The organism is Synechococcus sp. O70.2, from assembly GCF_047462135.1.
Taxonomy (GTDB): Bacteria; Cyanobacteriota; Cyanobacteriia; order Thermostichales; family Thermostichaceae; genus Thermostichus.
Genome location: NZ_JANSIS010000002.1, coordinates 1 through 25,123, shown reverse-complemented (window position 1 = coordinate 25,123; position 25,123 = coordinate 1). Strand labels below are relative to the sequence as shown.

The following is a 25,123-nucleotide window of genomic DNA, read 5'->3' as shown; positions in this document are numbered from 1 at the left end:
GCTTCTCCTTGCTTGACGCCACACAAAGCACCCTTGGCCGTTGTCGACCAGGGATCCCCTAAGCTTAAAGACTATAGAAATAGAACGGGTTGAGGCCAAGAATTGGCCAGGGCAACCTACCCCTAGAGGATCCGCAGCGGATCCACATCGAGGCTGACGCGGATCCCCTGGGGGATATGCCCAAGGGCGCTGCGCAAGTGGGCATCGATCTGGGTGCGATCCCAGGGCTGACCAGGAAGCTGTTTGAGCAGGATCTGCCAGCGGTAGCGGCCGGCAACCCGTTCCACTTGGGCTGGCCCTGGGCCTAGGATCTCGGCTGGGATCCCTTGCAGGCGTTCGCCCACGCGCTGGCAATAGCGCTCCAGTGCCTCCAGGGAGGTGCTGCTTAGGCGGATCAAGACCAGGGCTCGGTAGGGAGGGTAGCCCCCCTCTTGGCGTTGGCGCAGCTCGGCCTGGACAAAGCCCTCGTAGTCGTGGGCCAGCACCGCTTGCAAGATGGGGTGCTCCGGCAAGTAGGTCTGGATGATGGCCTGGCCCGGCAGGGATCCCCGTCCTGCTCGGCCCGCCACTTGGGTGAGCAGTTGAAAGGTGCGTTCACCAGCGCGGTAGTCAGGCTGGTGCAATAGGCCGTCGGCAGCCACTACCCCCACCAGCGTCACCTGGGGAATATCCAGCCCCTTGGTGAGCATCTGGGTGCCCACCAGCACCTGAGCCTTGCCGCTGCGAAACTGCTCCAGCAAGTTGCGGTGGGATCCCTTGCGGCGGGTGGCATCGCTGTCGTAGCGCAGGATCCCTAGCTGCGGCCAGTGCTGCTGCAGCACCTCCACCACCTTCTGGGTGCCGGTGCCGAAGTGCTTTAGGTAGGGCGAACCACAGGCAGGGCAGCGCTGGGGGTGGGGTTGGCGGGCGCCGCAGTAGTGGCAGCGCAGCTCCTGCCCGCCCTCTAGGTGAACGGTAAGGGAGACGTCGCAGTGGGCGCAGGTGAGGACAAAGCCGCAACTGCGGCACAAAACAAAGGTGCTGTAGCCGCGGCGGGGGACAAAGAGGATGGCCTGTTCCCCCCTCTTCAAAGTCTCGTGCAAGGCTTGTTGCAGGCGACGGCTGAGAATGCCGCGGTTGCCCGCCTGCAGCTCTTGGCGCATGTCCACCAGCTCCACCTGGGGCAGAGTGGCCGGGATCCCCGCCTGAGGAATGCGCTGCGGCAGGGCCAGACGAACCCAGCGCTGCGGGTCCTGGAGGTGGGCGGCGTAGGTTTCCACTGCGGGTGTGGCGCTGCCCAAGACTAGGGGACAGTTGGCCAGCTCAGCCCGCCACTCCGCCACTTGTCGAGCGTGGTAACAGGGCTGGGGCTGATCCTGCTTGAAGCTGTCATCGTGCTCCTCGTCCAAGACAATCAGGCCAAGATTGGCCAAGGGGGCAAACACCGCCGAGCGCGTGCCAATTACTACCTGGGGGACAGAGATCACCATCTGCCGCCAGAGGTCGTAGCGCTCCCCTGCCGAGAGGCCGCTGTGGTAGGTCCACACGCGGGATCCCAGCCGCGCCCGAAAGCGGTCCGTCAGTTGCGGGGTAAGGCCAATCTCCGGCACCAGCACCAAGGCCGACCGTCCCTGCTGCAGCACCTGGGCAATGACCTGTAGGTACACCTCTGTCTTGCCCGAGCCGGTGACCCCGTGCAGCAGAAAGCGTTGGTTTCGCCCCAGAGCTTGGCAAATGGCCGCCACTGCCTCGGCCTGAGCTGGCGTCAGAGGCTTGGGCAGATCTTTCTCCCCAGGCCGGCCGGCCTCCCCCAGCCGCAGCAGGGGCCGCTCGTAGAGGTGCACCCGGCCTTTGCGGGCCAGACTCTGCAACACCGACCGGCTTACCCCCGCCAGACGCTCCCACTCGGCTAGCAGCAGCTCCCCCCCTTTTTGCTTGAGGATCTGCAGCGCTTTCTGCTGGGGCAAGCTCAGCCCCTCCAGCGAGTCCTCTACCAAGGTGGCTGCCTGCTGGGTTTTTACCCTACCCCCCTGCTGCTCCTGCCAGAAACTTTCCACCCAACCCCGCCGCTGCAGCTCCCGCAGGGCCAGCTCGGCGCCGGGCACCTGCTGCTGGAGGTAGCGCCAAGACAGCTCCCCCCCTTTTTCCTGGAGCAGCCGCAGCAAAGCCTGGGCAGCCGGCGAACATTCCCCTTGCGGGGATCGAACCAGGCGGATCCGTCGCTGGGAGCGGCTAAGCAAGCCAGGGGGCAAGACCGTGCGCACCACCTGCGCCAGGGGGGTGAGATAGTAATCGGCTACCCGCTGCAACAGGGGCCAGAACTCCTTGGGCAGGATCCCTTTGGCCACCACTGCCTCAATTGTCCGCACCGACTGGGGCTCTACCCCTGCCGGCAACTCGGCACGCCAGCCCAGGGCCACTGCCCCCGCTACCTGCTGGCCAAAGGGGACGCTGAGGAGGTCGCCGGCCTCTGGCTCCCATCCCTCCGGCACACGGTAGATGAAGCACCCCCCCAAACGAGGATGATCCACCCACACCTCCAACCAGCGGGGAGGAGCGGACTGCAAAACGGGATCCCTCACGGACGGGACAAAAACCGCGGCAGATCTACTGCTCGCCTTCCAGCCCGAGCCAGCAGGGGTCGCGGCTGAAGCGCGGGCTTGGCGGCTTGGAGGGAAGCAGGAGACTCCGCTCCCTTGGGTGTGTCAGCCCCTTTGGCAACCCCATCAACCCGAGCTGGGATCTCTAGACCCCTGCGCTCCAGGGCCGCCTTGAGGCTAAGCACATGCATCTGTTGCTGCTCGCACTTCTCTTTCAGGGATCGGTTCTCTTCTAAAAGAGCCTCTCGCTCTGCCTGCAAAGCCTTCACCTGCGCCTCCAAGGCTTCGGCTTGTTCTTGCAAATGGGCAATGGCCACCTGGGCAGAGCGCAGCTGCGATTGCTTGGCAGATTGCTCGGCAAGCTCATCCAAAGCCGCCTGAAGCTGCTGCTCCAACGCCTCGATGCGCTGCTGAGCTTGGGCGTACTGCCCCTGCCAGTGGGCAATCTCTGCCTGGGCTTGGGAGAGGGCTGCCTCCAATTCCTGCCGTTGTTCTTGCCAGCGCTGCTGCGCTTCCGCTTCCGTCTCCGCATAGCCCGCTAGCCGCGCCTCAAGGCGCTCCCGCTCTCCCTGCCAAGCTGCCTGCTGCTCGGTGTAGAGAGCCCGCAGTCTGCTCAGCTCTGCCTGCGTTTCCGCCAGTTGGGTGCGGGCTAAAGAAAGCTCGGCCTTGAAACGCTGTAACATCTCCACCCGTTTTTGAGCCAGGTCCTGGGCTTCTACCAGCGAGGCTTGGAGCTCCTGCTGGCGGTGTTCCCACTGACGGCGCTCCTGAGCATGGGCCAACCGCAGCTGCTCAAGCTGCTCCTGCAGGGCCTCAATATCTTGGCGCTGCCGCTCGTTGAGTCGTTGTCGTGCTGCTAGCTGAGCTTCTTGCTCCGAGAGCAGAACCTTTTGCTCTGCCAAGGTTTGCTGGAGCTGGTGCAGGGCGCGCTCCCGCTCCTGCAGCTGAGTGCGCAGGGCTTGCACCTCAGCCTGCAGGCTTTCCTGAAGGGTGCGCCGCTCTTGCAGTTCCGCTTCAGCTTTGAGCAGCCGGGCCTCCAACTGCTGCTGCCACAGGGCCGAAGGCTGCTCTGACTTGGGATCCGGTTCCGAGACAGAGTCCTTGACCGAACGGCCAGCCTGTGCCTCGGGAGGGGTAGGGTCCAGCTTGCCTGAGGAGGGAACCTGCATAGGGAGAGGAAGCAGTGGAGGTGGTGACGAGGCTTCTTGAAGTATAGGGAGATTTTCTGGGGGGTTCAAGCTAGCCGGCAGAGCTCCATGCCTTCTGGCTCCCAGCTAGGCAAAGCAGCTGCCGTAGCTTTCTGCTCCTCTTAACTCCCTCACTCCCCAGCCTGACTACTGCCATGGAGCTTAGCGGACTCGAACCGCTGACCCCTTCAATGCCATTGAAGTGCTCTACCAACTGAGCTAAAGCCCCAAGTTCTACTAGAAGCTAGAGGGTGTGGACAACAGCCCTACTCCTAATTTTAGCCTAGAGAAGCGGCTTTGCTGACCAAAGGTACCAGCTACTTTTGACCTCTCTCCAGCTTTGGAAGATCTCTACCCCACGCTTGGCAAGGGCTTTACGTAGTCCCCTAGTCCGCAGTGGAGGACCTCAGCTGCCCGTACTTCTCCGGGCTCTAGCCCTGGCAATACCCTGCCGTAGGCTACCTGGGTGACAACTGCCAGTATACTACAACCCTCCCCCGTCTGCACTGCCCTTCCCCTCGCTCGCCTGCAGAGCAGTGGGGATGCAGTCGCTACAAAAGCCTGCTGGGTGATAGAACAAAGTCAGTGACAACGGGGGGGTTGTGACTCAGGAAAGCCAGTTGAACCGCATTTTGGCGGCTGCTTTGCTGGTGGTTTGCCTAATTGCGACCCTTGTCGGCAGTAGACGCCCTGCAGCCGAGTTGGCTCGAGGGGGAGCTCCTCAAGGGGCAAGTCGCATCGAGGTGGTCGCTCTCGAGGGTCCTATCGGCGGCTTGCGCCGCTCAAGCTTGGTGGGCTTGCCCACCTCCCCTTTAGAGCAGCTGCGGGAAGCGGTTGACGATAGCGCTGTCAAGGCTGTCCTGCTGCGCATCAACAGCCCAGGCGGGGCCGTGGGCTCCAGCCAGGAACTCTACCGTGCCGTTACCGCCCTGCGCGAAGCCGGCAAGCCTGTGGTGGCCGTCCTGGAGGACATTGCCACCAGTGGCGGTTACTACGTGGCCAGTGCTGCCGACAAAATCTACGCCAACCCCGGCACCCTGACTGGCAGCCTAGGGGTACTCATCAGAGGCCTTAACTTTAGCAAGCTGCTCGACACTTACGGCATAGAGCCGCAGACCTTCAAAACCGGCGAGTACAAGGACATGCTCTCCCCCTTTCGCCCTGCCACTCCCCAAGAGCGGCGCCTGCTGCAAGAGCTGGTGGAGAATACCCTCGACCAGTTTATTCGCGATGTGGCCCGCGGGCGCCAGCACTTGCCGGAAAAAGGGGCGGAAGAGGTGCTGGATGCGGAGATGATTGCGCGGCGGCAGAGTTTGGATGAGGTGCGACTGCGCCAGTTGGCCGATGGGCGCCTCTTCACCGGAGCGCAGGCGGTGGAGCTGGGCCTAGTGGACGCCTTGGGGGGGTACACCGAAGCCGTGGAGGATCTGCGGCGGATGACCGGGGATCCCTCTCTGTCGCCGGCAACCAGAGACCCGTTCCAACGCGCCCTGCGGCGGCTATTGAGCCAAGGGCTGCCTCCAGCAGGGCAAAGCTTCTGGCTGGGTCAACTGCTGGGAGACGAGGAGGCTGGCGGGATCCCAGAGCTGCCGCTGTTGTGGATGGCGCCGGCCTGGACTTTGCGCTAAATCTAACCTTGGCCGGGTGTGAGGGTGAGTTGTGGATCAAGAAGTGTCCACGTTGGGCGACGCTTCTGCTTTGACCGCGGTTGCGGCGCCGGGAGCAAGGACAGACTCCTGGACGGCGTTTAACCCGGAGCTAGAGCTGCTAACCAGCCGCGCGTGGGTGGAAATTGACGCAGCCCAGTTGCGAGAAAACCTAAGGCTGTTGCAGGCCCGCCTAGGCCCAAACGTCGAGATCTGGGCGGTGGTCAAGGCCAATGCCTACGGCCATGGAGCTCAGCTAGTGGCTCCTCTGCTGGTGGCTGCAGGGGCCAAGGGGCTATGCGTGGCCACGCTGGCCGAAGGGATCGAGCTGCGCCAGACAGGCCTACAGGCACCGATCCTGATCCTGGGCGCTTTGAATACCTGGGCGGAGCTCCAGCAGGCCATGGCAGCGCGGCTGGAGATTAGCCTTACCCGCGCCGAGCAGATCCCCCTGCTGCGCCAGGTGGCCTCCTGGGCCGGGCGGCCCGTTCCGGTCCACGTTAATGTCGATACCGGCATGACCCGCCTGGGGATCCCTTGGCAGGAGGCTGCCGCTGTGTGGGGGCAGATCTGCCGGATCCCTGAGCTAGAGATCTGTAGCCTATTCTCCCACTTTGCAACGGCAGACGAGCCCAACTCGCCGGCAATGGCCCAGCAAGAGTCCCGTTTTGCCCAGGTGGTAGAGCAGATCCGCCAGGCTGGGGATCCCTTGCCGCCGTTGCATCTGGATAACTCCGCCGCCGCCCTCACCCGCCTTCACTACTCCCGCGTGCGGCTGGGGCTAGTCCTCTACGGCTTGTCTCCTGCTCCTCACCTGCAGGTGCCTGGGCTTAGACCCATCCTGCGCCTTAAAGCGCGGCTGACCCACATTCAAACGGTGCCTGCCCACACGGGTGTCAGCTACGGCCATCGCTACATCACCCGCCGTCCCAGCCGCATTGCCACTCTGGCCATTGGCTATGCCGATGGGATCCCAAGGCGGCTTTCCGGCTGGCTGCGAGGGTGGGTGCGTGGCGGCCTGATCCAGCAGGTGGGCACCATCACCATGGATCAGTGCATGTGGGACGTTACCGAGAGGCCGGACATCCAAGTGGGAGACGTGGTGGAGCTGTTGGGCCCCCATCTGGGCAGCATGGGCTTATCGATCCAAAACTGGGCCGATCAGTTGGGCACTATCCCCTACGAGTTGCTTTGCGGGCTTTCTGCTCGCCTGCCAAGGGTGCTAGTCAACGCCTGAGCCTGCCACTGGCGCAAGCTCCCACCAGTTAGAGAATTCCCGTCCCCTGGGGCTTTTTCCTGAGCTTGCTTCTTTTCCTCTGGCTTGAAGAACTCACGTCCCTTGCTCGATAGGCCAGAAGAAAGCCGCTGCTCCTTGTAATCTGCCTCAATTTGTGAGACAATCAGAAAACTGTGCTTTTGCTTGCACGGCTCTTGTCGTCTATCTGGCCAATTAGGGGATAGTATGGTACACACGCTATCTGGCCAATTAGGGGATAGGTCTCTGGCTCTAATCGGGATCCACTGCATCCTAGAGCTGTACGACTGCCCGGCCCACCTCTTGGATGATGTCTCCCTGGTGCAGCAAGCCTTGCGGGAGGCGGCAAGACGCTCCAATTCCACCCTTTTGGGTGAGCTTTACCATCCCTTTGAGCCGCAGGGGATCACGGCGCTGGCCCTCTTAGGAGAATCCCACATCTCCATCCACACCTGGCCTGAAGTGGGTTATGCAGCGGTGGATGTGTTTACCTGCGGGCGCCATACGCGGCCTGAAGCAGCCTGTGAATATTTGATTGAGGTCTTTCAAGCGCGACGGCATTCGCTGCGCAAGCTGCCTCGCCGAACCACGGAGCCGGCGTCCCTTGAGGAAGTGACGCCCTTGCCTGAGGCAGTTAGTTGTGAAACAGCTAGACGAAGGCGCTGAGATCGCACCACCTTTGCCAAGCTACCCATGAACCTGCCAAGGAACTTCTTCTGGGCCCAGGAGTACTTTACCCCCTGGAGCTACACTGCCTTTGCTATTACACGCATCCTGGCCTACCGAAAGACCCCCTTTCAGGAAATGCTGATTGCCGAAATGGGGGCCTACGGCAAGGGCTTGATGCTGGATGGGCATTGGCAGTCCACCACGCTGGACGAGTTCCTCTACCATGAGGCGCTCGTCCACCCTGCCCTCCTCCAAGTTGTCCAGGGGGGTGGGATCCCTCGGCGCGTGCTTGTACTGGGGGGAGCGGAAGGGGCAACGCTGCGGGAGGTGCTGCGCTGGCGCTCGGTGGAGCAGGCGGTGATGGTGGACATCGACGGAGAGGTGGTGGAGGCCTGTCGGGAACACTTGCCAGAAATGCACCAGGGGGCCTTTGAGGACCCGCGGGCACAGGTAGTGATTGCCGACGCTTTCGACTTCCTCCAGCAGACAGAGCCGGTTTGGGATGTCATCCTCTCCGATCTTTCGGATCCTGTGGAAGCTGGCCCTGCCGCCCGCCTCTTTACCCAGGAGTTTTTCTGCCAGATCCGATCCAAGTTGCAGCCCGGTGGAGCTTTTGCCCTCCAGGCTGGGCCGACAAGCCCCTTGGAGTTGGAGCAGCACACCCGCATCGTTCACACCCTCAAAACCGTGTTTGCTGCTGTGCAGCCCTACGCCATCTACGCCACCACCTACGGCGAGCCTCTTGGATTTGCCCTAGCAGCTCAGACTCCTATCCCCTCCAGGCCGGAGCCGGAACAGATCGACCAGCTTCTGGCTCAGCACTTGGATCCCAGTCGAGGGGAACTGCGCTTCCTCGATGGCACTGCCCTCCTGGGCCTTTACCAGGTTCCTGTCTATGTGCGCCGCGCCATTGCCGCTGAGACCACCGTCTACACCCTAGACAACCCTCCTCAGGTCGACTAAGTCGCTGGTAAAAATGGGCTCCTGAGGTATTTGTCTTTGGTGCCATAACTTGGTAGATTCGTGAACAGGCGAATTCCGCTTCCCCAATGAGAGTTTTAGTTATTGGTGGTGACGGATACTGTGGCTGGGCAACGGCCCTGTACCTATCCAACAGGGGCTACGAGGTGGCCATCCTCGACTCGTATATCCGCCGGCTTTGGGATCTGCAACTGGGAGTTTCTAGTCTGACACCCATTGCCCAGCTTGAGCAGCGGGTGGATCGCTGGAAGGGGCTGACTGGCAAGGATATTCCCATCTTTGTTTGCGATGTTACTAACTACCAAGCCCTAATTTCCTGCATGCGCCGCTTTGAGCCAGAGGCTATTGTGCACTTTGGCGAGCAGCGCTCTGCTCCCTTCTCGATGATTAGCCGCGAACATGCGGTGATGACCCAGGTCAACAATGTGGTGGGCACCCTCAACATCCTCTATGCCATCAAGGAGGAGTTTCCCGACTGCCACCTGGTGAAGCTGGGCACCATGGGTGAGTACGGCACTCCCAACATTGACATCGAGGAGGGATACATCACCATCGAGCACAACGGCCGCAAGGATACCCTGCCCTATCCCAAGCAGCCGGGATCCATGTACCACCTCTCCAAGGTCCATGACAGCCACAACATTCACTTTGCTTGCCGCGTCTGGGGCCTGCGGGCTACCGACCTGAACCAAGGGGTGGTGTATGGCGTGCTCACGGAAGAAACAGGCATGGACGAGGTGCTGATCAACCGCCTCGACTACGATGGCGTGTTTGGCACAGCCCTCAACCGCTTCTGTGTTCAGGCAGCAGTCGGCCATCCGCTAACAGTCTACGGCAAAGGGGGTCAAACGCGCGGCTTCTTGGATATTCGCGACACCGTGCGTTGTGTGGAGCTGGCCATCGCCAATCCTCCTGAGCCAGGTCAGTTCCGGGTGATGAACCAGTTCACTGAACAATTTAGTGTGGAGCAGCTAGCAGTGATGGTGCAAAAGGCTGCGGCTGCCATGGGCTTGAAGGTGGAAATCCAACACCTGGAGAACCCCCGCGTTGAGCTGGAAGAGCACTACTACAACGCCAAGAACACCAAGCTTCTAGATCTGGGCCTTCAGCCTCACTACCTGTCGGATTCGCTGCTGGATTCGCTGCTTAACTTCGCCCTCAAGTACAAGGACCGGGTGGACGTGCGGCAGATTCTACCTAAGGTGAAATGGAGAGGCTAGCCTTCTAGACAGGCCTGGGCTACACTTAGCCAGCCGCGGGCCAAGTTTTCCAGGTTATACCCCCCTTCTAGGCCAAAGACAGCCTTAGAGGTTACCTCTTTCAAGCAAAGACGGGTCATGCGACCAAAGTCTTCCGGCTCTAGCAGCATATCGGCCAAGGGATCCCCTTTGGCACAGTCAAAGCCGGCACTCACCAGCAGCAAATCGGGCTGAAAGGCTTTTAGGAAAGGCAGAACCTTCTCCTGCAAGGCTTTTTCGTAAGCCGACCAGTCGGATCCTGCAGGCAGAGGTACGTTGCAGAGGTTGCCGTGGATCCCGGTTTCCTCGGCCAGTCCTGTGCCGGGGTAGAGAGGAAACTGGTGGATGGAGGCATAGGCCAGTTGGGGATGGCGCTTCACCACCGCCTGGGTGCCGTTGCCGTGGTGTACGTCCCAATCAAAAATGGCTACCTGCCTGACCCCTGACTGCTCTAGTGCCCACAGGGCGGCGATGGCGGCGTTACTGAAGAGGCAAAACCCCATTGCCCGCTCCGGCTCAGCGTGATGCCCAGGCGGACGACACAGCACCAAAGCTGGCTGTCCTGTGGCCAAAGCCGAGGCCGCTGCAGCAATCCAGCCGCCCACTGCCCGCCGCGCTGCTTCAAAGCTGCCTGGAGAGACAACTGTATCGGCATCAAGGTAACCCCCACCTGCTGCCGCCAGCTCGGCCACCTGTTGGATATGCCGAGGCGAGTGGACCCGCTCCAGCTCCCCCAGCTCAGCCAAGGGGGGATCCCGCCACTCCAGTTGGTTGGCAAAAGGGGCCTTGCGCAGGGCTTTGGAAATAGCTTGCAGGCGGGCCGGGCGTTCCGGATGAAAGGGACCCGTATTGTGGCTAAGAAAAGTTTCAGAATAGTAAACGGGCAGCATTTAAGGCAGCGCCTTCGCAGTGTAGCTAACCCTCCTTCTACCCGTAGAACACCTCCGACATCGCTGCTCCCACGTAGGGATCTTCAAAAGAGTCCTGTTGCAGCTTCTGCTTGACCACATCCCGCACCACCGAGCGGAGCAACTCCAGTTCTGAGGGGCTAAGCTGGTCGCGGCTAGGGCATTCATCGGCAGCCAGCAACCTATAAGCAGGGGGAACCCGGTTGAGAATCTGCTGCAGCAGGGATTCCCGCTCCTTGGCGTCATGAAACACTTGCTGGTGGGGGTGCTCGGTGCAGAGTAAAGTTTCCAGTTCTGCCAATGCCAGGTACTCGATGATATTCACCAACATTTTTTCCATCAGAACTTCCCTCCTAAGAATCTCGGCCGCTTTTAAACAAGCATTAAACAAAGGGCGCTAGCTCCTACTTCTCCCCTGCTCTTGCCACTAGACTTTCCCCTAAAGGCTTGACATTCAAGCCAAAGTAAATCAACTCCCCCACTAGCAGGAAGCTGTCGTCAATTATTAACCTTGTGCTCCTGCTGGCATTACCGCCAGCGGGAAATTATCGGCGTTTTGGAAAGTGCAGAGTGGGAACTTTAACAAAGACTATAGAAACTCTTCTGCACCTGGAAACAAGGGTCTTACTACTCCTCGGCGTTTATGCTAGCACGCAACTATGTAGGAAACTATGGAACTATTAAAAACTTTACGTGCTTCACATATTTCTTGACAGCCGACTAGGGAAAACCGGCAAAGTCCTAGTCTGAAAGGTCGACCCGCAGAGCTAGGGATCTAGCCGGCTAAAGGCAACTCAACCCGTTCGGCTTGGATCCAAAAAGACTCCAGGTCGTAGTACTCTCTTTCGTTTTGCATCATCACGTGGACGATGAGATCGGCGTAGTCAATGAGGATCCACGAGCCTGAGTCTTGACCTTCAATGCGCTGCGGTGTCCGTTGCCACTCCTCCCAAAGCCTTTCCTCAATTGCCTGGGCAATGGCGCGCACTTGCGTCAGCGAGTAGCCACTGACTAGAAGAAAGTAGTCTGCCAGTGTGGAAACCCGAGATACATCCAGCAGGACAATGTCGCCACCTTTTTTTTCTTCCGCTGCGCGAGCTGCACTCAGCGCCATGCGATAGACGGGATCCCTGGCACGGGCAGGCATGAGCTGTAGCAACTAAGACCCTCCTGAAACGACGGAAAGAACTGGAGACGCAGCCCTCTGGAAATCCTTTTGATCCAAAGGATGGAGCAGGAAATAATTGCGAGTCATGAGGGTGCGTGGATGAACCACCTGATTCCGGTTTAGCAAAAATCTCAGGCTTAGATCGCAAACCCCCACCACAGCTTTAGATAAATCTACAAAAGCCAGGCGCCGCAACTGCTCCAGCTCTGGGCTGCTGCCGCGGTTGGGTTCCAGAGCATCGGCTACAAAAACCACACAACTGAGCGGACCCATGCCGGGCTGGCCTAGGGTGTGGTTGGCGATGGCCGCCAAGATCTCCGCATCCTGCACCTGAAACTGTTCCCGCGCCAACAGGGAGCCCACCTCGGCGTGGAGGATGTGGGGCTCAGCCCGTTCAATCTCGTCTAGCTCCCGCTCCCGAGCTACCCGCTGCAACAGTTGCTCCGCCGGGAAAGACTTAGCCAAGTCGTGCATCAGACCTGCCCAAGCGGCTTTCTCCTCATCCAATCCGTAGTGAGCCGCCAGTTGCCGGGCCATTGCCTCGACTCCCAAGATGTGGCGCAGGCGGGGAGGAGGCACCCGCTCCTGCAGCCAGGCCAACACCTCCTCGCGCCGCAAGGCTAGGTTAGTCATTTTGCAACTTCAACACTGCCATAAACGCCTCTTGGGGCACATCCACTGTTCCCAGTGCCTTCATGCGCTTTTTCCCTTCTTTTTGCTTTTCCAGCAGCTTGCGCTTGCGAGTTACGTCTCCCCCGTAGCACTTGGCCAAAACATTTTTGCGCAGCGCAGGGATAGTTTCGCGGGCAATGACGCGCGAGCCAATCGCCGCTTGGATGGGCACCTCAAACTGGTGGCGTGGGATCAGCTCGCGCAACTTAGCCACTAGAGACCGGCCCACCTGAAAGGCTTTGTCCCGATGCACAATCGTGGAGAGAGCGTCCACCGGCTCGCCATTGATGAGGATATCCAAGCGCACCAGATCGTCAGCCCGATAGCCCACCATTTGGTAGTCCATGCTGGCGTAGCCGCGGGTGCGAGATTTCAACTGGTCAAAAAAGTCAGTGATCACTTCCGCCAGAGGCAATTCGTACACCAGCGTCGTGCGGCCCTGAGCCAGATACCTCATATCCTTAAAGATGCCGCGCTTGGTCTCGCACAGCTCCATCACCGCGCCAACGAATTCCTCCGGCAAAATCATCTCCACGCGGACAATGGGCTCCTCAATGCTAAGGCGCTCGTTGGGAGGAGGCAGCTTGCTGGGGTTATCAACCCGGAGCACCGAGCCATTGTTGAGGGTAACTTGATAAACCACCGTTGGGGCTGTAATCACCAGGTCCAGGTCGTACTCCCGCTCTAGCCGCTCCTGAACCACCTCCATATGGAGGAGGCCCAAGAAACCACAGCGGAAGCCAAAGCCCATGGCAGGGGAGACTTCCGGCTCAAAGTGGAGAGCGGCATCGTTGAGCTTCAGCTTTTCCAAGGCCTCTTTGAGTTCGGCGTACTGATCCGAGTTGCTGGGAAAAAGTCCACAGAACACCATTGGCTTGGCTTCTTTGTAGCCGGGCAGAGGCTCAGGAGCCCTGCGATGAACGAGGGTGATGGTGTCCCCCACGCGGGCGTGCTCAACGCTTTTAATGGCAGCGGCAATGTAGCCCACTTCCCCGGCGTGGAGAGACTCAACCGGCTCTTGGTGGGGGCGCATCACTCCCAGCTCAGTAACCTCGTACTCCCGGCCAGAGGCCATGAAGCAAATCTTGTCCCCCCTTTTCACCTCCCCATCCACAATGCGCACATAGACAATCACACCCCGGTAGGGATCGTAGTAGCTATCGAAGATCAAAGCCCGCAAGGGATCCGCTACCGTATCCTGCGGCGGCGGTACCCGCTGCACAATAGCCTCGAGAATCTCTGAGATACCGAGGCCCACTTTGGCAGAGGCTAGGATCGCCCCGCTGCAGTCAAGGCCGATCACCTGCTCGATCTCGGCAATGACTCGCTCGGGGTCGGCGCTAGGCAAGTCAATTTTGTTAATGACGGGGATAATTTCCAGGTTGTTCTCCAAAGCCAGGTAAACATTGGCCAGGGTTTGGGCTTCCACACCTTGAGAAGCATCCACCACCAACAGCGCCCCTTCACAGGCAGCCAGCGAGCGGGAGACCTCGTAGGAAAAATCCACATGCCCTGGCGTATCGATGAGGTTGAGGACATAGTCCTGGCCGTCTTGGGCACGGTAGTTCATGCGGGCCGCCTGTAGCTTGATGGTGATGCCCCGCTCCCGCTCCAGTTCCATGCTGTCTAGAAGCTGCGGCTTCATCTCGCGGGCTGAGACGGTGCCGGTTGCCTCCAGCAGCCGGTCGGCAAGGGTAGACTTGCCGTGATCAATGTGGGCAATGATGGAAAAGTTGCGAATGCGGGAGACGGGGACGTCAGTCATAGAAACCAAGTCAGGGCAAAGATTTTTTACAATGCTAGCTTGTTTGTCCCTCTAGCTAAGCCAAGCTTATCCAGCAGTCGACCACCGTGGCCCGCACCCTGGCGCAAGCAGGGCTTAGCCACCTGGGTGGGGGTGAAGGCTAGCTGACAAACCAGGGTTAAGGTTTGTTGCATAGTAGGTAGTAGGGTGCCTCTTCGCGCTACTTGGAGGCAGCCCTCTTGGCGCAAGGCTTGGGGTAGCGGGCCGTAATGACTCCCCTAGAAGAAGCGGCGGAAGCGGCGGCTAGGCTGCTGGTGTTTCGGGACATCTGCGCCCATCCCCTGGCCCTAGCCTGGCAGGAGCTCATTCAGCAGTTGATGAGCGGGGATCCCTTGCCCTGCTGGAGAGCCTATGGGCGTTGGTTTGAGCTTTTGGCCCAGCAGGGCTTGAGCTGGCGGGAGTGGCTGATCCGGGAGATCCGCTGGGCCGATAACCCTTTCTCGCGGGCGGCGCTGCAACCGCAAGGGATCCCAGCACCCCTTCTGCAAGCGGCCCGCCACGATCTCCGTTGCCTGCAAATCCTAGCCAATAGCCAGGAGACGATCGCCGAGCAAATGCAGGCGCTGGGCCTAGGGATCTCCTGGCCAGATGAAAACAGCAGCAGCTCTGGCTGGGATCCTCGCCCCTTGGCCGATTGGGGCCAGAGCCTGGAGGCCTTGATTGCCCACTACCGCCAAGCAGGGGCAGGGCTCTATGGCCGCTATTGGGCCTTTCGCTGGGGGCCAGCAGGGCTAGAAGGGATCCCTGCTCCCGACTTGCCCGAATGGGAAGAGATTTACGGCTACGAACGGCAGAAACAGCAGCTGGCCGCCAACACCGAAGCGCTGCTGCGGGGGGATCCGGCTTTGCATGTGTTGCTCTACGGAGCGCGGGGCACCGGCAAGTCTTCGCTGGTGAAGGCGTTGTTGCGCCGCTACGGCCCGCAGGGACTGCGCCTACTGGAGCTAAGACCCAGAGACTTGATGCAGTTGCCGGAGATCTTGGCGGAGCTGCGACAGCAGGCGCTGCCCTTTGTCCTATTTGTAGACGACCTCTCCTTTGAGGCGGACGAAACCGAGTTTAAGCAGCTCAAGGTGCTCCTAGAGGGAGATCTCGTCCCACCGCCGCCCAATGTGCGCCTCTATGCCACCAGCAACCGCCGCCACCTTATCCGCGAGTTTTTTGGCGATCGTCCCAACCCCCAAGATCAAGAGATCCACGCCTGGGATACGGTGCAGGAAAAGCTGTCGCTGCGGGATCGCTTTGGCCTTACCCTTACCTTTGCCCCTTTTAGCCAAGCCGACTATCTGGCTACGGTGGAACACTTGGCGCAGCGACTGGGCCTCTCTCAGCCTTTAGATACCTTGCGCCGCCAAGCGCTGATCTGGGCTCAGCAGCAGAACGGCTTCTCCGGTCGCACCGCCCGCCAGTTTTTGCAGGCCCTGCAGGCCGGCCTGGTGGAAGTTGGATAGCCGCAAGCCGGTGGAGTTTTCCGTTGTAGAGAAGAGCCAGGCTACAGCAGCCACTCGCAGGCCCGCTCTCCCACCCCTTGCAAATTCAGAGGAATGGCCACCGCCTTGCCTATGCGAGGTTTCTGGCGGGTAGCCTCAATTTCTCGCCGCACCGTTTCCCACACACCCCAAGCCTGCAGATGGGCCATCACCGACTCCAGGCGAGCCAGATACTCGGCTTCCGTCAAGGGGAAAGAGGGCTGCTCTAGGTAGCGCCACATCACCAACAACACCACCCTACCCCCCAAGCGGCGCAGCTGCACGTCGTAGGAGCAGCCCCACTTCTCCCGCAGCAAAGCTTGCAACTCGGATCCCGTCATAGGTTGGCTTGGATGCATCGGCCTCCCCCTCGAGCTGCTCCTAGCTTTGCATTTCTTAATGAAATTGGCTAGGGGGCTCGGTTAGGATGGTGTCGTTTGTCAACGAACGTTAAAACTTCTCAGGCTTTCCTGACCATTATGACCGAAGCGATGAGCAACTTTGAGGCGCCCCCCATGAGCCGGCGGGTTCTCTTGAACGCCCTTCTCAGCGGCTCGGTGGGGGTGGTGGTCGTGGGTGCCCTCTACCCGGTGGTGAAGTATTTCATTCCTCCCTCTGCCGGTGGGACAGGGGAGGGGGTAATTGCCCAAGATGCCCTCGGCAGGCCAATTCGCGTCAGCGAGCTGCTAGCTACCCACGCGGCTACGGATCGCGTTCTGGCCCAGGGCTTGAAGGGAGATCCCACCTACATCGTGATCGACAATGGAGCGGTGGCTAACTACGGCCTCAACGCCGTCTGCACCCACCTCGGCTGCGTGGTGCCCTGGAATGCAGGAGAAAACCTCTTCAAGTGCCCCTGTCACGGATCCCAATACGCAGCCAATGGCAAGGTCATCCGGGGGCCGGCTCCCCGTTCGTTGGAGCTAGTCAGCGCCACGGTGGACGGCGACAACATTCGCTTTAGCCCTTGGCAGGGCCCCGATTTCCGCGAGGCCTAAACGCGCCATTGCAGGGCTGGCGGTGGCGAGAGGAAAGCCTGAAGAGGGCACGGCGTTGGTCTTAGCCAGAGCGTCCACAGGCTCTCGAGGAAAGGATCCAAAGAGCTTTTGCAGATTGGAATTGCAATTTTGAGTTGAGCTTATGAAGCGAATTTTTTTCTTGGCCTTGTGTGCGCTGCTGCTAATGGTCGTAGCATCTCCGCCAGCAGCAGCCTACCCCTACTATGCCCAGATGGCCTACGACAACCCCCGCGAGGCAACGGGGAAAATTGTCTGCGCCAACTGCCACCTGAACGCCATGCCTGTCCGGGCTGAAGTGCCGCAGGCGGTTACCCCCGGTCAGGTGTTCACCATTAAAGTTGGGATTCCCTACGACCTAAGCAAGCAGCAGGTGCTAGCAGATGGCAGCAAGGGCGGCTTGAATGTTGGCGCGGTGGTGATCTTGCCAGAGGGCTTCCGCCTGGCCACCGAGGAGGAAATGACCGAAAAGCAGCGGCAGGAGACCGCTGAGACCTACATCACTCCCTACAGTGACCAGAAGCCCAACATCCTCCTGGTGGGGCCGTTGCCCGGTGAGCAGCACCAGGAAATCGTCTTCCCGGTGGTAGCCCCTGACCCGAAAGAGGATCCCTCAGTGGCTTTCATGAAATATCGGGTTTACATTGGCGCCAACCGGGGCCGTGGCCAGATCAACCCCGATGGCAGCCTCAGCAACAACAACGTCTTCCGCGCTCCCGCCACCGGCCGCCTGACCAGCATCGCCACTATCGAGTCGGATCTTAGCGACCTGCCGGCAGAGCTGGCCGCCCTGGTGCCACCCGAATACGAGTTGCCGGGCACGCGAGTGCTCAGCTTCGAAACTGAGAACGGTATCCAGCATCTGGTGGTGCCGCCGGGGCCGGAGTTGGTGGTTAACATTGGCGACAGCGTCAAAGAAGGGGATCCGGTTACCAACAACCCCAACGTGGGCGGCTTTGGCCAAGTGGAGCGGGATCTGGTGCTGCAGAGCCCGGATCGGGTGAAGTGGATGGTGGCCTTCCTGGCGGCAGTGGCTATCACTCAGCTCCTCTTGGTACTCAAGAAAAAGCAAGTGGAACTTATTCAGGCGGCAGAACTTTTGGGCTAGCCCCACCCTTCCCATCATTCCCAGCACCCCGGAACCAGCCGGGGTGTTTTTTCTAAGGAATCCTCAGCTCTCCCACCATCACCAGCACTGCCTGCCCGGCAATCTCCACCCGAGCGCCGAGATAGCGACACCAGAGCTCACCCCCCCGCGTCGAGAGCTGCCGCACCCTGAGCTCAGTTCGACCCAGCCGCTCCGACCAATAGGGCGCCAACAGACACTGGGCAGAGCCGGTTACGGGATCCTCCGGAATCCCCAAGCGGGGGGCGAAAACGCGGCAAACAAAATCCGCTCCCTCCTCTGAATCTGCTCCGGCAGCGGTGACGATTAACCCGGAGACAGAGAGCGCCTCCACCTGAGCCCGATTCGGCTGGACTTGCCGCACCTGCTGCGCCGAAGCCAGCACCGCTACCCCCATGCTGCCGCGGTACAACTCTAGAGGAGGGATCCCCAAGGCCGCCGCCACCTGTTCTTGCGCTTCCAGCCAAGGTTGGGGAGTCTGGGAGGGGAAATCCATCGCTAGCCGCTTTCCTTGCCGCCGCACCAACACCTGGCCACTGCGGGTGGAGAAGGCCACCTCCTGAGCTTCTGGGTGAACTTCGCTCAAGAGCACATGGGCAGCAGCTAGGGTGGCGTGCCCACAGAGATCCACTTCCGTTGTGGGGGTAAACCAGCGCAGGCTGTAGTGGGGGAGGCCATCCCAGGATCCCTGGGGCAGCAAAAAAGCTGTTTCCGACAGATTGTTCTCTGCCGCAATTGCCTGCAACAGCTCCTGCGGCAGCTCCTGGGACAGCAAGCAAACCGCTGCCGGATTGCCCCTAAAGGGCACTGCCGTAAAGGCATCCACCTGAAACAAGGGAATTCGCACCGCCTCTCCTCCCCCAAAAGGCGCAGAGGAAGTCGGGAGATCCACACCCAACCGCCTCGTCTGTCGTTGCAGCTATTGTCAGGCTGCAGAGCTGACTGATAAACTAGCACTCGGAAGCCGAGAGTGCTAAAGCCTCAACGGATGCAAGTTTAGTTGACTCCTCAATCACCCTTTGACTTCCTGCCATAGGCATCACGGAGGACACTTGGTATGGCTGCAGTAACGCTGAACGTCTCTACGCTAAAGCCGCTGGGCGACCGTGTGCTGGTGAAAGTTGCCCAGCAGGATGAGAAAACCGCAGGCGGGATCTTTTTGCCTGACACTGCCAAAGAGAAACCCCAAGTAGGGGAAGTGGTTGCGGTCGGTCCTGGCAAGCGCAATGACGATGGCAAGGTTATTCCAATAGAGCTGAAAGTAGGCGACAGAGTGCTCTACTCCAAGTACGCCGGCACGGAGGTGAAGCTGGGTACCGAGGAGTATGTGCTGCTAGCTGAGCGGGACATCCTCGCCATTGTTCAGTAGTTCTAGCAAGAGGCGGCAAGTGCTGTAAAAGAGACCAACTGCTGCTAGCTTCTAGCTTATCCTTCGTTGGCTGACCGTTGGAGGTTGACTATGGCTAAGTCGATTATTTTCAGCGAAGAAGCCCGTCGCGCTCTTGAACACGGCATGGACATTTTGGCAGAGGCCGTAGCCGTTACCCTTGGCCCCAAAGGGCGCAACGTGGTGCTGGAGAAAAAATTTGGCGCACCCCAGATTGTTAACGATGGGGTAACCATTGCCAAAGAAATTGAGCTGGAAGACCACATTGAAAACACGGGAGTTTCTCTCATCCGTCAAGCTGCCTCTAAAACCAACGACATCGCTGGCGACGGCACCACTACAGCTACGGTCTTGGCCCACGCCATGGTGAAAGAAGGGCTCAAGAACGTGGCTGCTGGCGCCAACCCCATTGCCCTCAAGCGCGGCATTGACAAGGCGGTGAAGTTCCTAGTGGACAAAATTGCTGAACATGCCCGCCCAGTAGAAGACTCCAAAGCCATTGCCCAGGTGGCGGCCATTTCCGCTGGCAACGATGAGGAAGTGGGCCGCATGATTGCCGAGGCCATGGAAAAAGTGGGCCGCGAGGGGGTGATCTCCCTAGAAGAAGGCAAGTCCATGACCACCGAGCTGGAAGTGACGGAGGGGATGCGCTTTGACAAAGGCTACATCTCCCCCTACTTCGTCACTGACACGGAGCGGATGGAGGCGGTTCTGGAGAACCCCTACGTCCTAATCACCGACAAGAAGATTACCCTGGTGCAAGACCTGGTGCCGGTTCTGGAGCAAGTGGCCCGCGCCGGTCGTCCGCTGCTGATCATTGCCGAAGACATTGAGAAGGAAGCCCTGGCCACCTTGGTGGTGAACAAGCTGCGGGGCGTGCTGAGCGTGGTGGCGGTGAAAGCGCCCGGCTTTGGGGATCGCCGCAAGGCCATGCTGGAGGACATCGCCATCCTCACCGGCGGCGAAGTGATTAGCGAGGAGCGCGGCCTGAAGCTGGAGAATGCACGTCTTGAGTCCTTTGGCTCGGCTCGCCGCGTCACGGTAACCAAAGACCACACCACCATCGTGGCGGAGGGCAACGAAGCGGCGGTGAAAGCCCGTTGCGAGCAAATCCGTCGCCAAATTGAAGAGACCGACTCCACCTACGACAAAGAAAAACTGCAAGAGCGCCTGGCCAAGCTAGCTGGCGGTGTGGCGGTGATTAAAGTGGGCGCGGCCACCGAAACGGAAATGAAGGATCGCAAGCTGCGCCTGGAAGATGCCATCAACGCCACCAAGGCGGCAGTAGAAGAGGGGATCGTCCCCGGCGGCGGCACCACCTTGGCCCACCTAATCCCGGTGGTTACGGAGTGGGCGCAGGCCAACCTGTCTGGCGATGAGCTGGTGGGGGCTATGCTGGTGGCCCGTGCTCTGGGCGCTCCGCTGCGCCGCATTGCCGAGAACGCCGGCCAGAACGGCTCGATTGTGCTGGAGCGGGTGAAAGAGAAGCCCTTCACGGTGGGTTACGATGCCCAAAACGACGCCTATGTGGATATGTTCGAAGCGGGTATCGTTGACCCAGCCAAAGTCACCCGCTCTGCCCTGCAAAACGCTGCCTCGATTGCCGGCATGGTGCTCACCACCGAAGCTATTGTGGTGGACAAGCCCGAACCCAAGAACAACAAGCCAGCTGGCGGTGGCGGCGGCGCGGATGACTACGACTACTAATCCTCCGGCACGAAGAGGCAACGGCTTCTCCAGGTAGCAGAGAGTCTGCTGCCTTGCCGGGGTAGAGTTGACTGCCTGAAATAATCTTTCGGGATCCCAGGTGGGATCCCTTTTCCTTATCCCAGGGGGCGCAGAGGAGAAGGCGGCGTGGCACGGTTAGTCTGCATTGGCCTAGATCTGGCCTGGTCAGCCCGCAACCCTTCGGGGGTGGCGACGCTGGAGGTGGAGATTCGGGATCCCGCCATTCAAAACCTGACAGGCTACCTCCTGGACAGCCGCCTTCTGGGGACCAATGAGGAAATTGTGGACTACATCCAAGCCCAAGCTAGAGGGGATCCCTGCCTGGTGGCAGTGGATGCCCCCTTGCGCGTTCCTAACTTGAGGGGCCAGCGGCAGGCAGAAGCCGAACTCAACCGTGTGTTTCGACCCTACGCTGCTGGCGCTCACCCCGCCAACCGCCGGCTTCTGGAAAGAAATGGTCAGGTGCGAGGAGAAGCGCTGGTGCAAGCCCTCGCCCGCTACGGCTTTCAGGAGCAGGCCAGCATCGAGCAGGGGCGCTTGGCCCGTCAAGTTACTGAAGTCTTCCCCCACAGTGCCATCGTGAGCCTGTTTGGCCTTAGCCGCAGCCTCCCCTACAAGGCGCGTCCCCGCCGCAGCTGGCAGGAGCGAGAACAGGCCTGGCGGCTGTACCAGCAACATCTGCGCGCCTTGGCCAGCGCCGATCCCTCTCTGCAGGGCCACGAGCCCCTGCTCCAAGTGGAGGTGGGATCCCTTAGAGGCCGCCAGCTCAAAAGCTACGAAGACCAAGTCGATGCCTTGATGTGCGCCTACATTGCCCTCTACGGCTTCCGCTGGGGATCCCAGCGCTGCCACAGCTTCGGAAGTCTGCAGGAAGGGCACATCTTCACACCCTTGCCCAAGAAGCCAGTTGACTCCAAAACTTTCTCTGGCTTTAGAGACCTCCTTGGCGGCATGATTAATTAAGGGATCCTCTTGCTAAAGAGGAAAGAAATGAACGTCCAACTGGGCCGCAATCGACAGGCAAGACGGGCTTACGGACTGGATGAGATTGCGCTGGTGCCGGGCAGGCGAACCCTGGATCCCAGCCTGGTGGATACCCACTTCACTATAGGAGGGATCCAACGACCCATCCCCATCATTGCCAGCGCCATGGATGGCGTGGTGGACGTCAAGATGGCGATTTTGCTCTCCAAGCTGGGGGCTTTTGGAGTGCTGAACCTGGATGGGATCCAAACTCGCTACGCGGATCCCGACGAGGTGCTGGAGCAGATTGCCGCAGTTGGCAAAGACGAGTTCGTCCCCCTGATGCAGCGCCTCTACCGCGAGCCGGTCAAGCCAGAGCTAATCCAAGAGCGCATTCGCCAGATCAAAGCTGCCGGCGCCATTGCTGCCGCTAGCTGTGTGCCCGCCCACGCTGCCCAATACGGTCCCCTGGTCGCGGAAGCGGGGGGGGATCTGTTTTTCGTCCAGGCCACTGTGGTTTCCGTCCACCACAAGGTGCCTGAGGGCATGCAAAAGCTCGATTTGGCCCAGTTCTGCCGCTCTATGCCCATTCCCGTAGTGGTGGGCAACTGCGTCACCTACGAGGTGGCCCTAGAGCTAATGCAAGCAGGAGCAGCGGGGGTCCTGGTGGGCATCGGCCCGGGGGCCGCTTGCACCTCCCGCGGCGTGCTGGGGGTGGGGGTGCCACAGGCTACCGCAATTGCCGACTGTGCTGCCGCCCGCGACCAGTTCCTGGCCGAAACCGGCACCTACGTTCCCATCATCGCCGACGGCGGCCTGGTTACCGGGGGTGACATTTGCAAAGCCATTGCCTGTGGGGCCGATGCAGTGATGATCGGATCCCCTTTGGCCCGTGCCCAAGAGGCGCCCGGTCGCGGCTTTCACTGGGGTATGGCCACTCCCAGCCCCGTCTTGCCCCGCGGCACCCGCATCCGCGTGGGATGCACCGGCACCCTGGAAGAAATCTTGTGCGGCCCCGCCCGCCTCGATGACGGCACCCACAACCTCTGGGGTGCTCTGCGCACCAGCATGGCCACCCTGGGCGCCGCCAACCTCAAGGAAATGCAGCAGGTGGAGATCTGCATTGCCCCTTCCCTGCTCACCGAGGGCAAGGTGTACCAGAAAGCCCAGAGCCTGGGCATGGGGAGATAGCGCCTGCCAATGCTAAACTCAGTAGCCGGGATCCCCAAGGGCGGTTAGCTCAGCGGTAGAGCGCCTGCCTTACAAGCAGGATGTCACTGGTTCGAGTCCGGTACCGCCCATCCCCATCCGGGCTGGCAGCTTGGGGGATACACCCGCTAGCCAGGGCCGGATCCCTGAGGTAGAGTAATGGGTGTGGAGCCTGAATTATCTAGCCCTGGGGATCTCGCATTGAGTCTGGCTCAAAAAGTGTGTAAAGTGGTAGACGGTATGGACTGGGGCTGTACTATGTTGCTCTTCTAAAGTCCGCAATTGTCAGGCTCGCTCTCGAGGTAGACGGCCTGTTACTTCTAGAAGGCACTGCTACAGCCAAGACAGGTGTGAGGACAAAGAACAAGGAGAGAAACATGCCCGCAAAACACGCGAACTACTGGAAAACGCTGCTGGCTGGGACTCTAGGTGCAGCGGCAGTCTTGACCCCTGGGGTGGCCTATGCCCAAGCGACGGGGCCGGTCACCTCCATCTCTGAACTTTCGGATGTGCAGCCTACTGACTGGGCTTTCCAGGCGCTGCAATCTCTGGTCGAGCGTTACGGCTGTATTGCCGGCTACCCCGACCGCACCTTCCGCGGCAACCGAGCCATGACCCGCTATGAGTTTGCCGCTGGGATGAACGCCTGCTTGGATCGCATTAACGAGCTGATCGCTGCTGGGCTGGCCGACAAGGTTTCCAAAGAGGACCTGGCTACGCTGCAGCGGCTGCAGGAGGAGTTTGCGGCTGAGCTGGCGGCTCTACGGGGGCGGGTAGAGGCAGCAGAGGCCGATATTAACGACCTCAAAGGCAAGGTCTTCAACCCGGTTACCAAGTTGAATGCCGAGGTGATTACGGCTATTCTGGGCAGCGCCCTGACAGAGGATCGGGTTGTTGGGGGAAGGGTTGTGGCTGAGCAGGACCAAGCCAACATTACCCTGCCCTATCGGGTGCGGCTGAACTTCGACGCCTCCTTTGCTGGCCGCGACCGTTTGCGCATCCGCCTGCAGGCTCGCGATGCGGTAACCGCCTTCTTCTCTGGGGATCCAGGCGTTGGCTTTGGCGGGGGTGGCGGTGGCACTTTCACCCTGGCCCAGTTGGTCTATCAGTTCCCTGCCTTTAACGGCGCTGCCACCATCTACGCCGGCATCACGGGCACAGGGGTGCCCAGCGTCCTTCAATACAGCGTTCCCTTCGATGCCCTTTCTGACTTTGCCGACCTTCCCAAATCCACGGGAGATGTGCCCAGTGGAACGCTGTTTGGCTTCCGCTCTCGTCTCAGCGACCAGCTTCGCTTAGCCTACGCCTACAGCACTCGCGGCGCCCAGGACTTAGGCAGCGGCTTTGGTGACAGCGGTTTGACGGGCAACGACAGCGCTCACACGGTGGAGCTGGGCTTTTTGCCTACAAAAGATCTGGAGTTCTACCTGCAGTTCGCCACCACCTATCTGCAGGATGCTACAAAAGGCCCCAGCTTCTTGGCCACCGGCAGTAACCTCTTCCGAGGGCCGCTGCGCCGGACTGAGGTAACCACCTCTGCGCGGGTCAATGCCTTTACGGTGGCCGCTAAGTGGGATGTAAGTCCACGGATTACGGTGTCCGGCTGGTTCACCGCTGGCAATGTCGATTACAACCTGCCTAATGTGGTACCAGCTGGCACTATCGATCCAGGTGACGAAAGCTTCAACGGCTGGCTGTTTGGCTTTGTCTTCCCGGATCTGTTCGTGGAGGGTGCCAAAGGTGGTGTGGTCTTCGGCCAGCCAATCGTGACCACTGACAATTCTGGCGTGTGGGATACCCGCCCCTTCGTAGTGGACGTCTACTACAGCTTCCCGGTCAATGAGTACATTACCTTGACACCTGCTGCCTATTTTGTAAGCAACCCCAACGGCGGCAGGCCAGGAGACAACGACCCAACCATTGGTGTGGGGGCTTTGCGGGCAGTGTTTACCTTCTAACCCCTTGCTGTCCTGCCTAGGTTAAAAATTTAGGGATCCGCCACTGCGGATCCCTTTTTTGCTTCCCAAGCCTTGCCGCTCTGATACAACGCTGGACAAAAGCGGACTTTTGCTCCAGGTTGACGCTTTCTTCCTGCTTCCACGACCCGCAGCTAGTGGC

At 60.1% G+C, this 25,123-nt stretch carries 22 protein-coding genes and 2 tRNA genes; 14 read left to right on the top strand and 10 right to left on the bottom strand.

Translation table 11 applies throughout. From position 1 onward, the window contains the following. Positions 1–122 precede the first annotated feature (122 nt). From priA to NW812_RS02660, 3 genes are all read right to left on the bottom strand, one after another. Positions 123–2,546, bottom strand: a complete 2,424-nt coding sequence (priA, locus tag NW812_RS02670; protein ID WP_414393847.1) for a primosomal protein N' — start codon at positions 2,544–2,546, stop codon at positions 123–125. 11 nt (positions 2,547–2,557) lie between these two features. Then, positions 2,558–3,748 carry a hypothetical protein gene (locus tag NW812_RS02665; RefSeq protein ID WP_414393845.1) on the bottom strand — a complete coding sequence of 397 codons (1,191 nt, stop codon included), beginning with the start codon at positions 3,746–3,748 and terminating at the stop codon, positions 2,558–2,560. A gap of 174 nt (positions 3,749–3,922) precedes the next feature. Beyond that, a tRNA-Ala gene (locus NW812_RS02660) sits at positions 3,923–3,995 on the bottom strand. A gap of 373 nt (positions 3,996–4,368) precedes the next feature. Here NW812_RS02660 and sppA point away from each other — a divergent pair. The 5 genes from sppA (at position 4,369) to NW812_RS02635 (ending at position 9,537) form a co-directional block, all read left to right on the top strand. Beyond that, a complete protein-coding gene (gene sppA / locus NW812_RS02655) occupies positions 4,369–5,394 on the top strand; it encodes a signal peptide peptidase SppA (protein ID WP_414393844.1) in 1,026 nt (341 codons plus the stop codon). A gap of 43 nt (positions 5,395–5,437) precedes the next feature. Further along, positions 5,438–6,649, top strand: coding sequence for an alanine racemase (gene alr / locus NW812_RS02650; protein WP_414393842.1), 1,212 nt, complete (start codon positions 5,438–5,440; stop codon positions 6,647–6,649). A 225-nt stretch (positions 6,650–6,874) separates the two neighbouring features. Next, complete coding sequence (gene speD / locus NW812_RS02645) at positions 6,875–7,333, top strand: adenosylmethionine decarboxylase (RefSeq protein WP_414393840.1); 459 nt, start codon at positions 6,875–6,877, stop codon at positions 7,331–7,333. A 27-nt stretch (positions 7,334–7,360) separates the two neighbouring features. Next, positions 7,361–8,299 carry a fused MFS/spermidine synthase gene (locus NW812_RS02640; protein WP_414393838.1) on the top strand — a complete coding sequence of 313 codons (939 nt, stop codon included), beginning with the start codon at positions 7,361–7,363 and terminating at the stop codon, positions 8,297–8,299. A gap of 86 nt (positions 8,300–8,385) precedes the next feature. Continuing rightward, complete coding sequence (locus NW812_RS02635; RefSeq protein ID WP_414393836.1) at positions 8,386–9,537, top strand: NAD-dependent epimerase/dehydratase family protein; 1,152 nt, start codon at positions 8,386–8,388, stop codon at positions 9,535–9,537. Here the strand turns inward: NW812_RS02635 and NW812_RS02630 are convergent. From NW812_RS02630 to lepA, 5 genes are all read right to left on the bottom strand, one after another. Further along, positions 9,534–10,445, bottom strand: a complete 912-nt coding sequence (locus tag NW812_RS02630; protein ID WP_414393834.1) for a histone deacetylase — start codon at positions 10,443–10,445, stop codon at positions 9,534–9,536. The two genes, NW812_RS02635 and NW812_RS02630, sit on opposite strands and share 4 nt — an antisense overlap. A 37-nt stretch (positions 10,446–10,482) precedes the next feature. Next, a complete protein-coding gene (locus NW812_RS02625; protein ID WP_414393832.1) occupies positions 10,483–10,803 on the bottom strand; it encodes a hypothetical protein in 321 nt (106 codons plus the stop codon). Positions 10,804–11,238: 435 nt separating this feature from the next. Then, entirely contained in the window at positions 11,239–11,610 is a 372-nt protein-coding gene (gene rsfS, locus NW812_RS02620) for a ribosome silencing factor (RefSeq protein ID WP_414393830.1), read from the bottom strand. A 12-nt stretch (positions 11,611–11,622) separates the two neighbouring features. Next, on the bottom strand, positions 11,623–12,264 hold the full coding sequence (gene yqeK, locus NW812_RS02615) for a bis(5'-nucleosyl)-tetraphosphatase (symmetrical) YqeK (protein WP_414393828.1): 642 nt from the start codon (positions 12,262–12,264) through the stop codon (positions 11,623–11,625). Then, positions 12,257–14,068 (bottom strand): translation elongation factor 4, encoded by a 1,812-nt coding sequence (lepA, locus tag NW812_RS02610; protein WP_414393826.1) that lies wholly within the window; start codon positions 14,066–14,068, stop codon positions 12,257–12,259. The genes yqeK and lepA overlap by 8 nt, the downstream gene beginning before the upstream one ends. A 248-nt stretch (positions 14,069–14,316) precedes the next feature. Between lepA and NW812_RS02605 the strand changes: the two genes are divergently transcribed. Further along, positions 14,317–15,558, top strand: coding sequence for an ATP-binding protein (locus NW812_RS02605; RefSeq protein WP_414393825.1), 1,242 nt, complete (start codon positions 14,317–14,319; stop codon positions 15,556–15,558). Positions 15,559–15,599: 41 nt separating this feature from the next. Here the strand turns inward: NW812_RS02605 and NW812_RS02600 are convergent, their stop codons facing one another. Further along, entirely contained in the window at positions 15,600–15,917 is a 318-nt protein-coding gene (locus NW812_RS02600) for a DUF3067 family protein (protein WP_414393824.1), read from the bottom strand. A 138-nt stretch (positions 15,918–16,055) separates the two neighbouring features. Here NW812_RS02600 and NW812_RS02595 point away from each other — a divergent pair, with 138 nt between their 5' ends. Both NW812_RS02595 and NW812_RS02590 read left to right on the top strand, forming a co-directional pair. Further along, positions 16,056–16,574 (top strand): cytochrome b6-f complex iron-sulfur subunit, encoded by a 519-nt coding sequence (locus tag NW812_RS02595; RefSeq protein ID WP_414394364.1) that lies wholly within the window; start codon positions 16,056–16,058, stop codon positions 16,572–16,574. Between the two features lie 142 nt (positions 16,575–16,716). After that, positions 16,717–17,700, top strand: a complete 984-nt coding sequence (locus tag NW812_RS02590; RefSeq protein ID WP_414393822.1) for an apocytochrome f — start codon at positions 16,717–16,719, stop codon at positions 17,698–17,700. A 52-nt stretch (positions 17,701–17,752) separates the two neighbouring features. On the opposite strand, the gene NW812_RS02585 is transcribed toward NW812_RS02590, so the two are convergent. Next, entirely contained in the window at positions 17,753–18,565 is an 813-nt protein-coding gene (locus tag NW812_RS02585; protein ID WP_414393820.1) for a PhzF family phenazine biosynthesis protein, read from the bottom strand. 210 nt (positions 18,566–18,775) lie between these two features. Between NW812_RS02585 and groES the strand changes: the two genes are divergently transcribed. From groES to NW812_RS02555, 6 genes are all read left to right on the top strand, one after another. Next, entirely contained in the window at positions 18,776–19,087 is a 312-nt protein-coding gene (gene groES / locus NW812_RS02580; protein ID WP_414393818.1) for a co-chaperone GroES, read from the top strand. A gap of 90 nt (positions 19,088–19,177) precedes the next feature. Beyond that, positions 19,178–20,812 (top strand): chaperonin GroEL, encoded by a 1,635-nt coding sequence (groL, locus tag NW812_RS02575; RefSeq protein WP_414393817.1) that lies wholly within the window; start codon positions 19,178–19,180, stop codon positions 20,810–20,812. Positions 20,813–20,959: 147 nt separating this feature from the next. Continuing rightward, positions 20,960–21,796: a DUF429 domain-containing protein gene (locus tag NW812_RS02570; RefSeq protein ID WP_414393815.1), complete on the top strand. Its 837-nt coding sequence runs from the start codon at positions 20,960–20,962 to the stop codon at positions 21,794–21,796. A 27-nt stretch (positions 21,797–21,823) separates the two neighbouring features. Then, complete coding sequence (locus NW812_RS02565) at positions 21,824–22,987, top strand: GuaB3 family IMP dehydrogenase-related protein (protein ID WP_414393813.1); 1,164 nt, start codon at positions 21,824–21,826, stop codon at positions 22,985–22,987. 38 nt (positions 22,988–23,025) lie between these two features. After that, positions 23,026–23,097: transfer RNA gene (locus tag NW812_RS02560), tRNA-Val, on the top strand. A gap of 285 nt (positions 23,098–23,382) precedes the next feature. Then, complete coding sequence (locus NW812_RS02555; RefSeq protein ID WP_414393812.1) at positions 23,383–24,963, top strand: iron uptake porin; 1,581 nt, start codon at positions 23,383–23,385, stop codon at positions 24,961–24,963. Positions 24,964–25,123 lie beyond the last annotated feature (160 nt).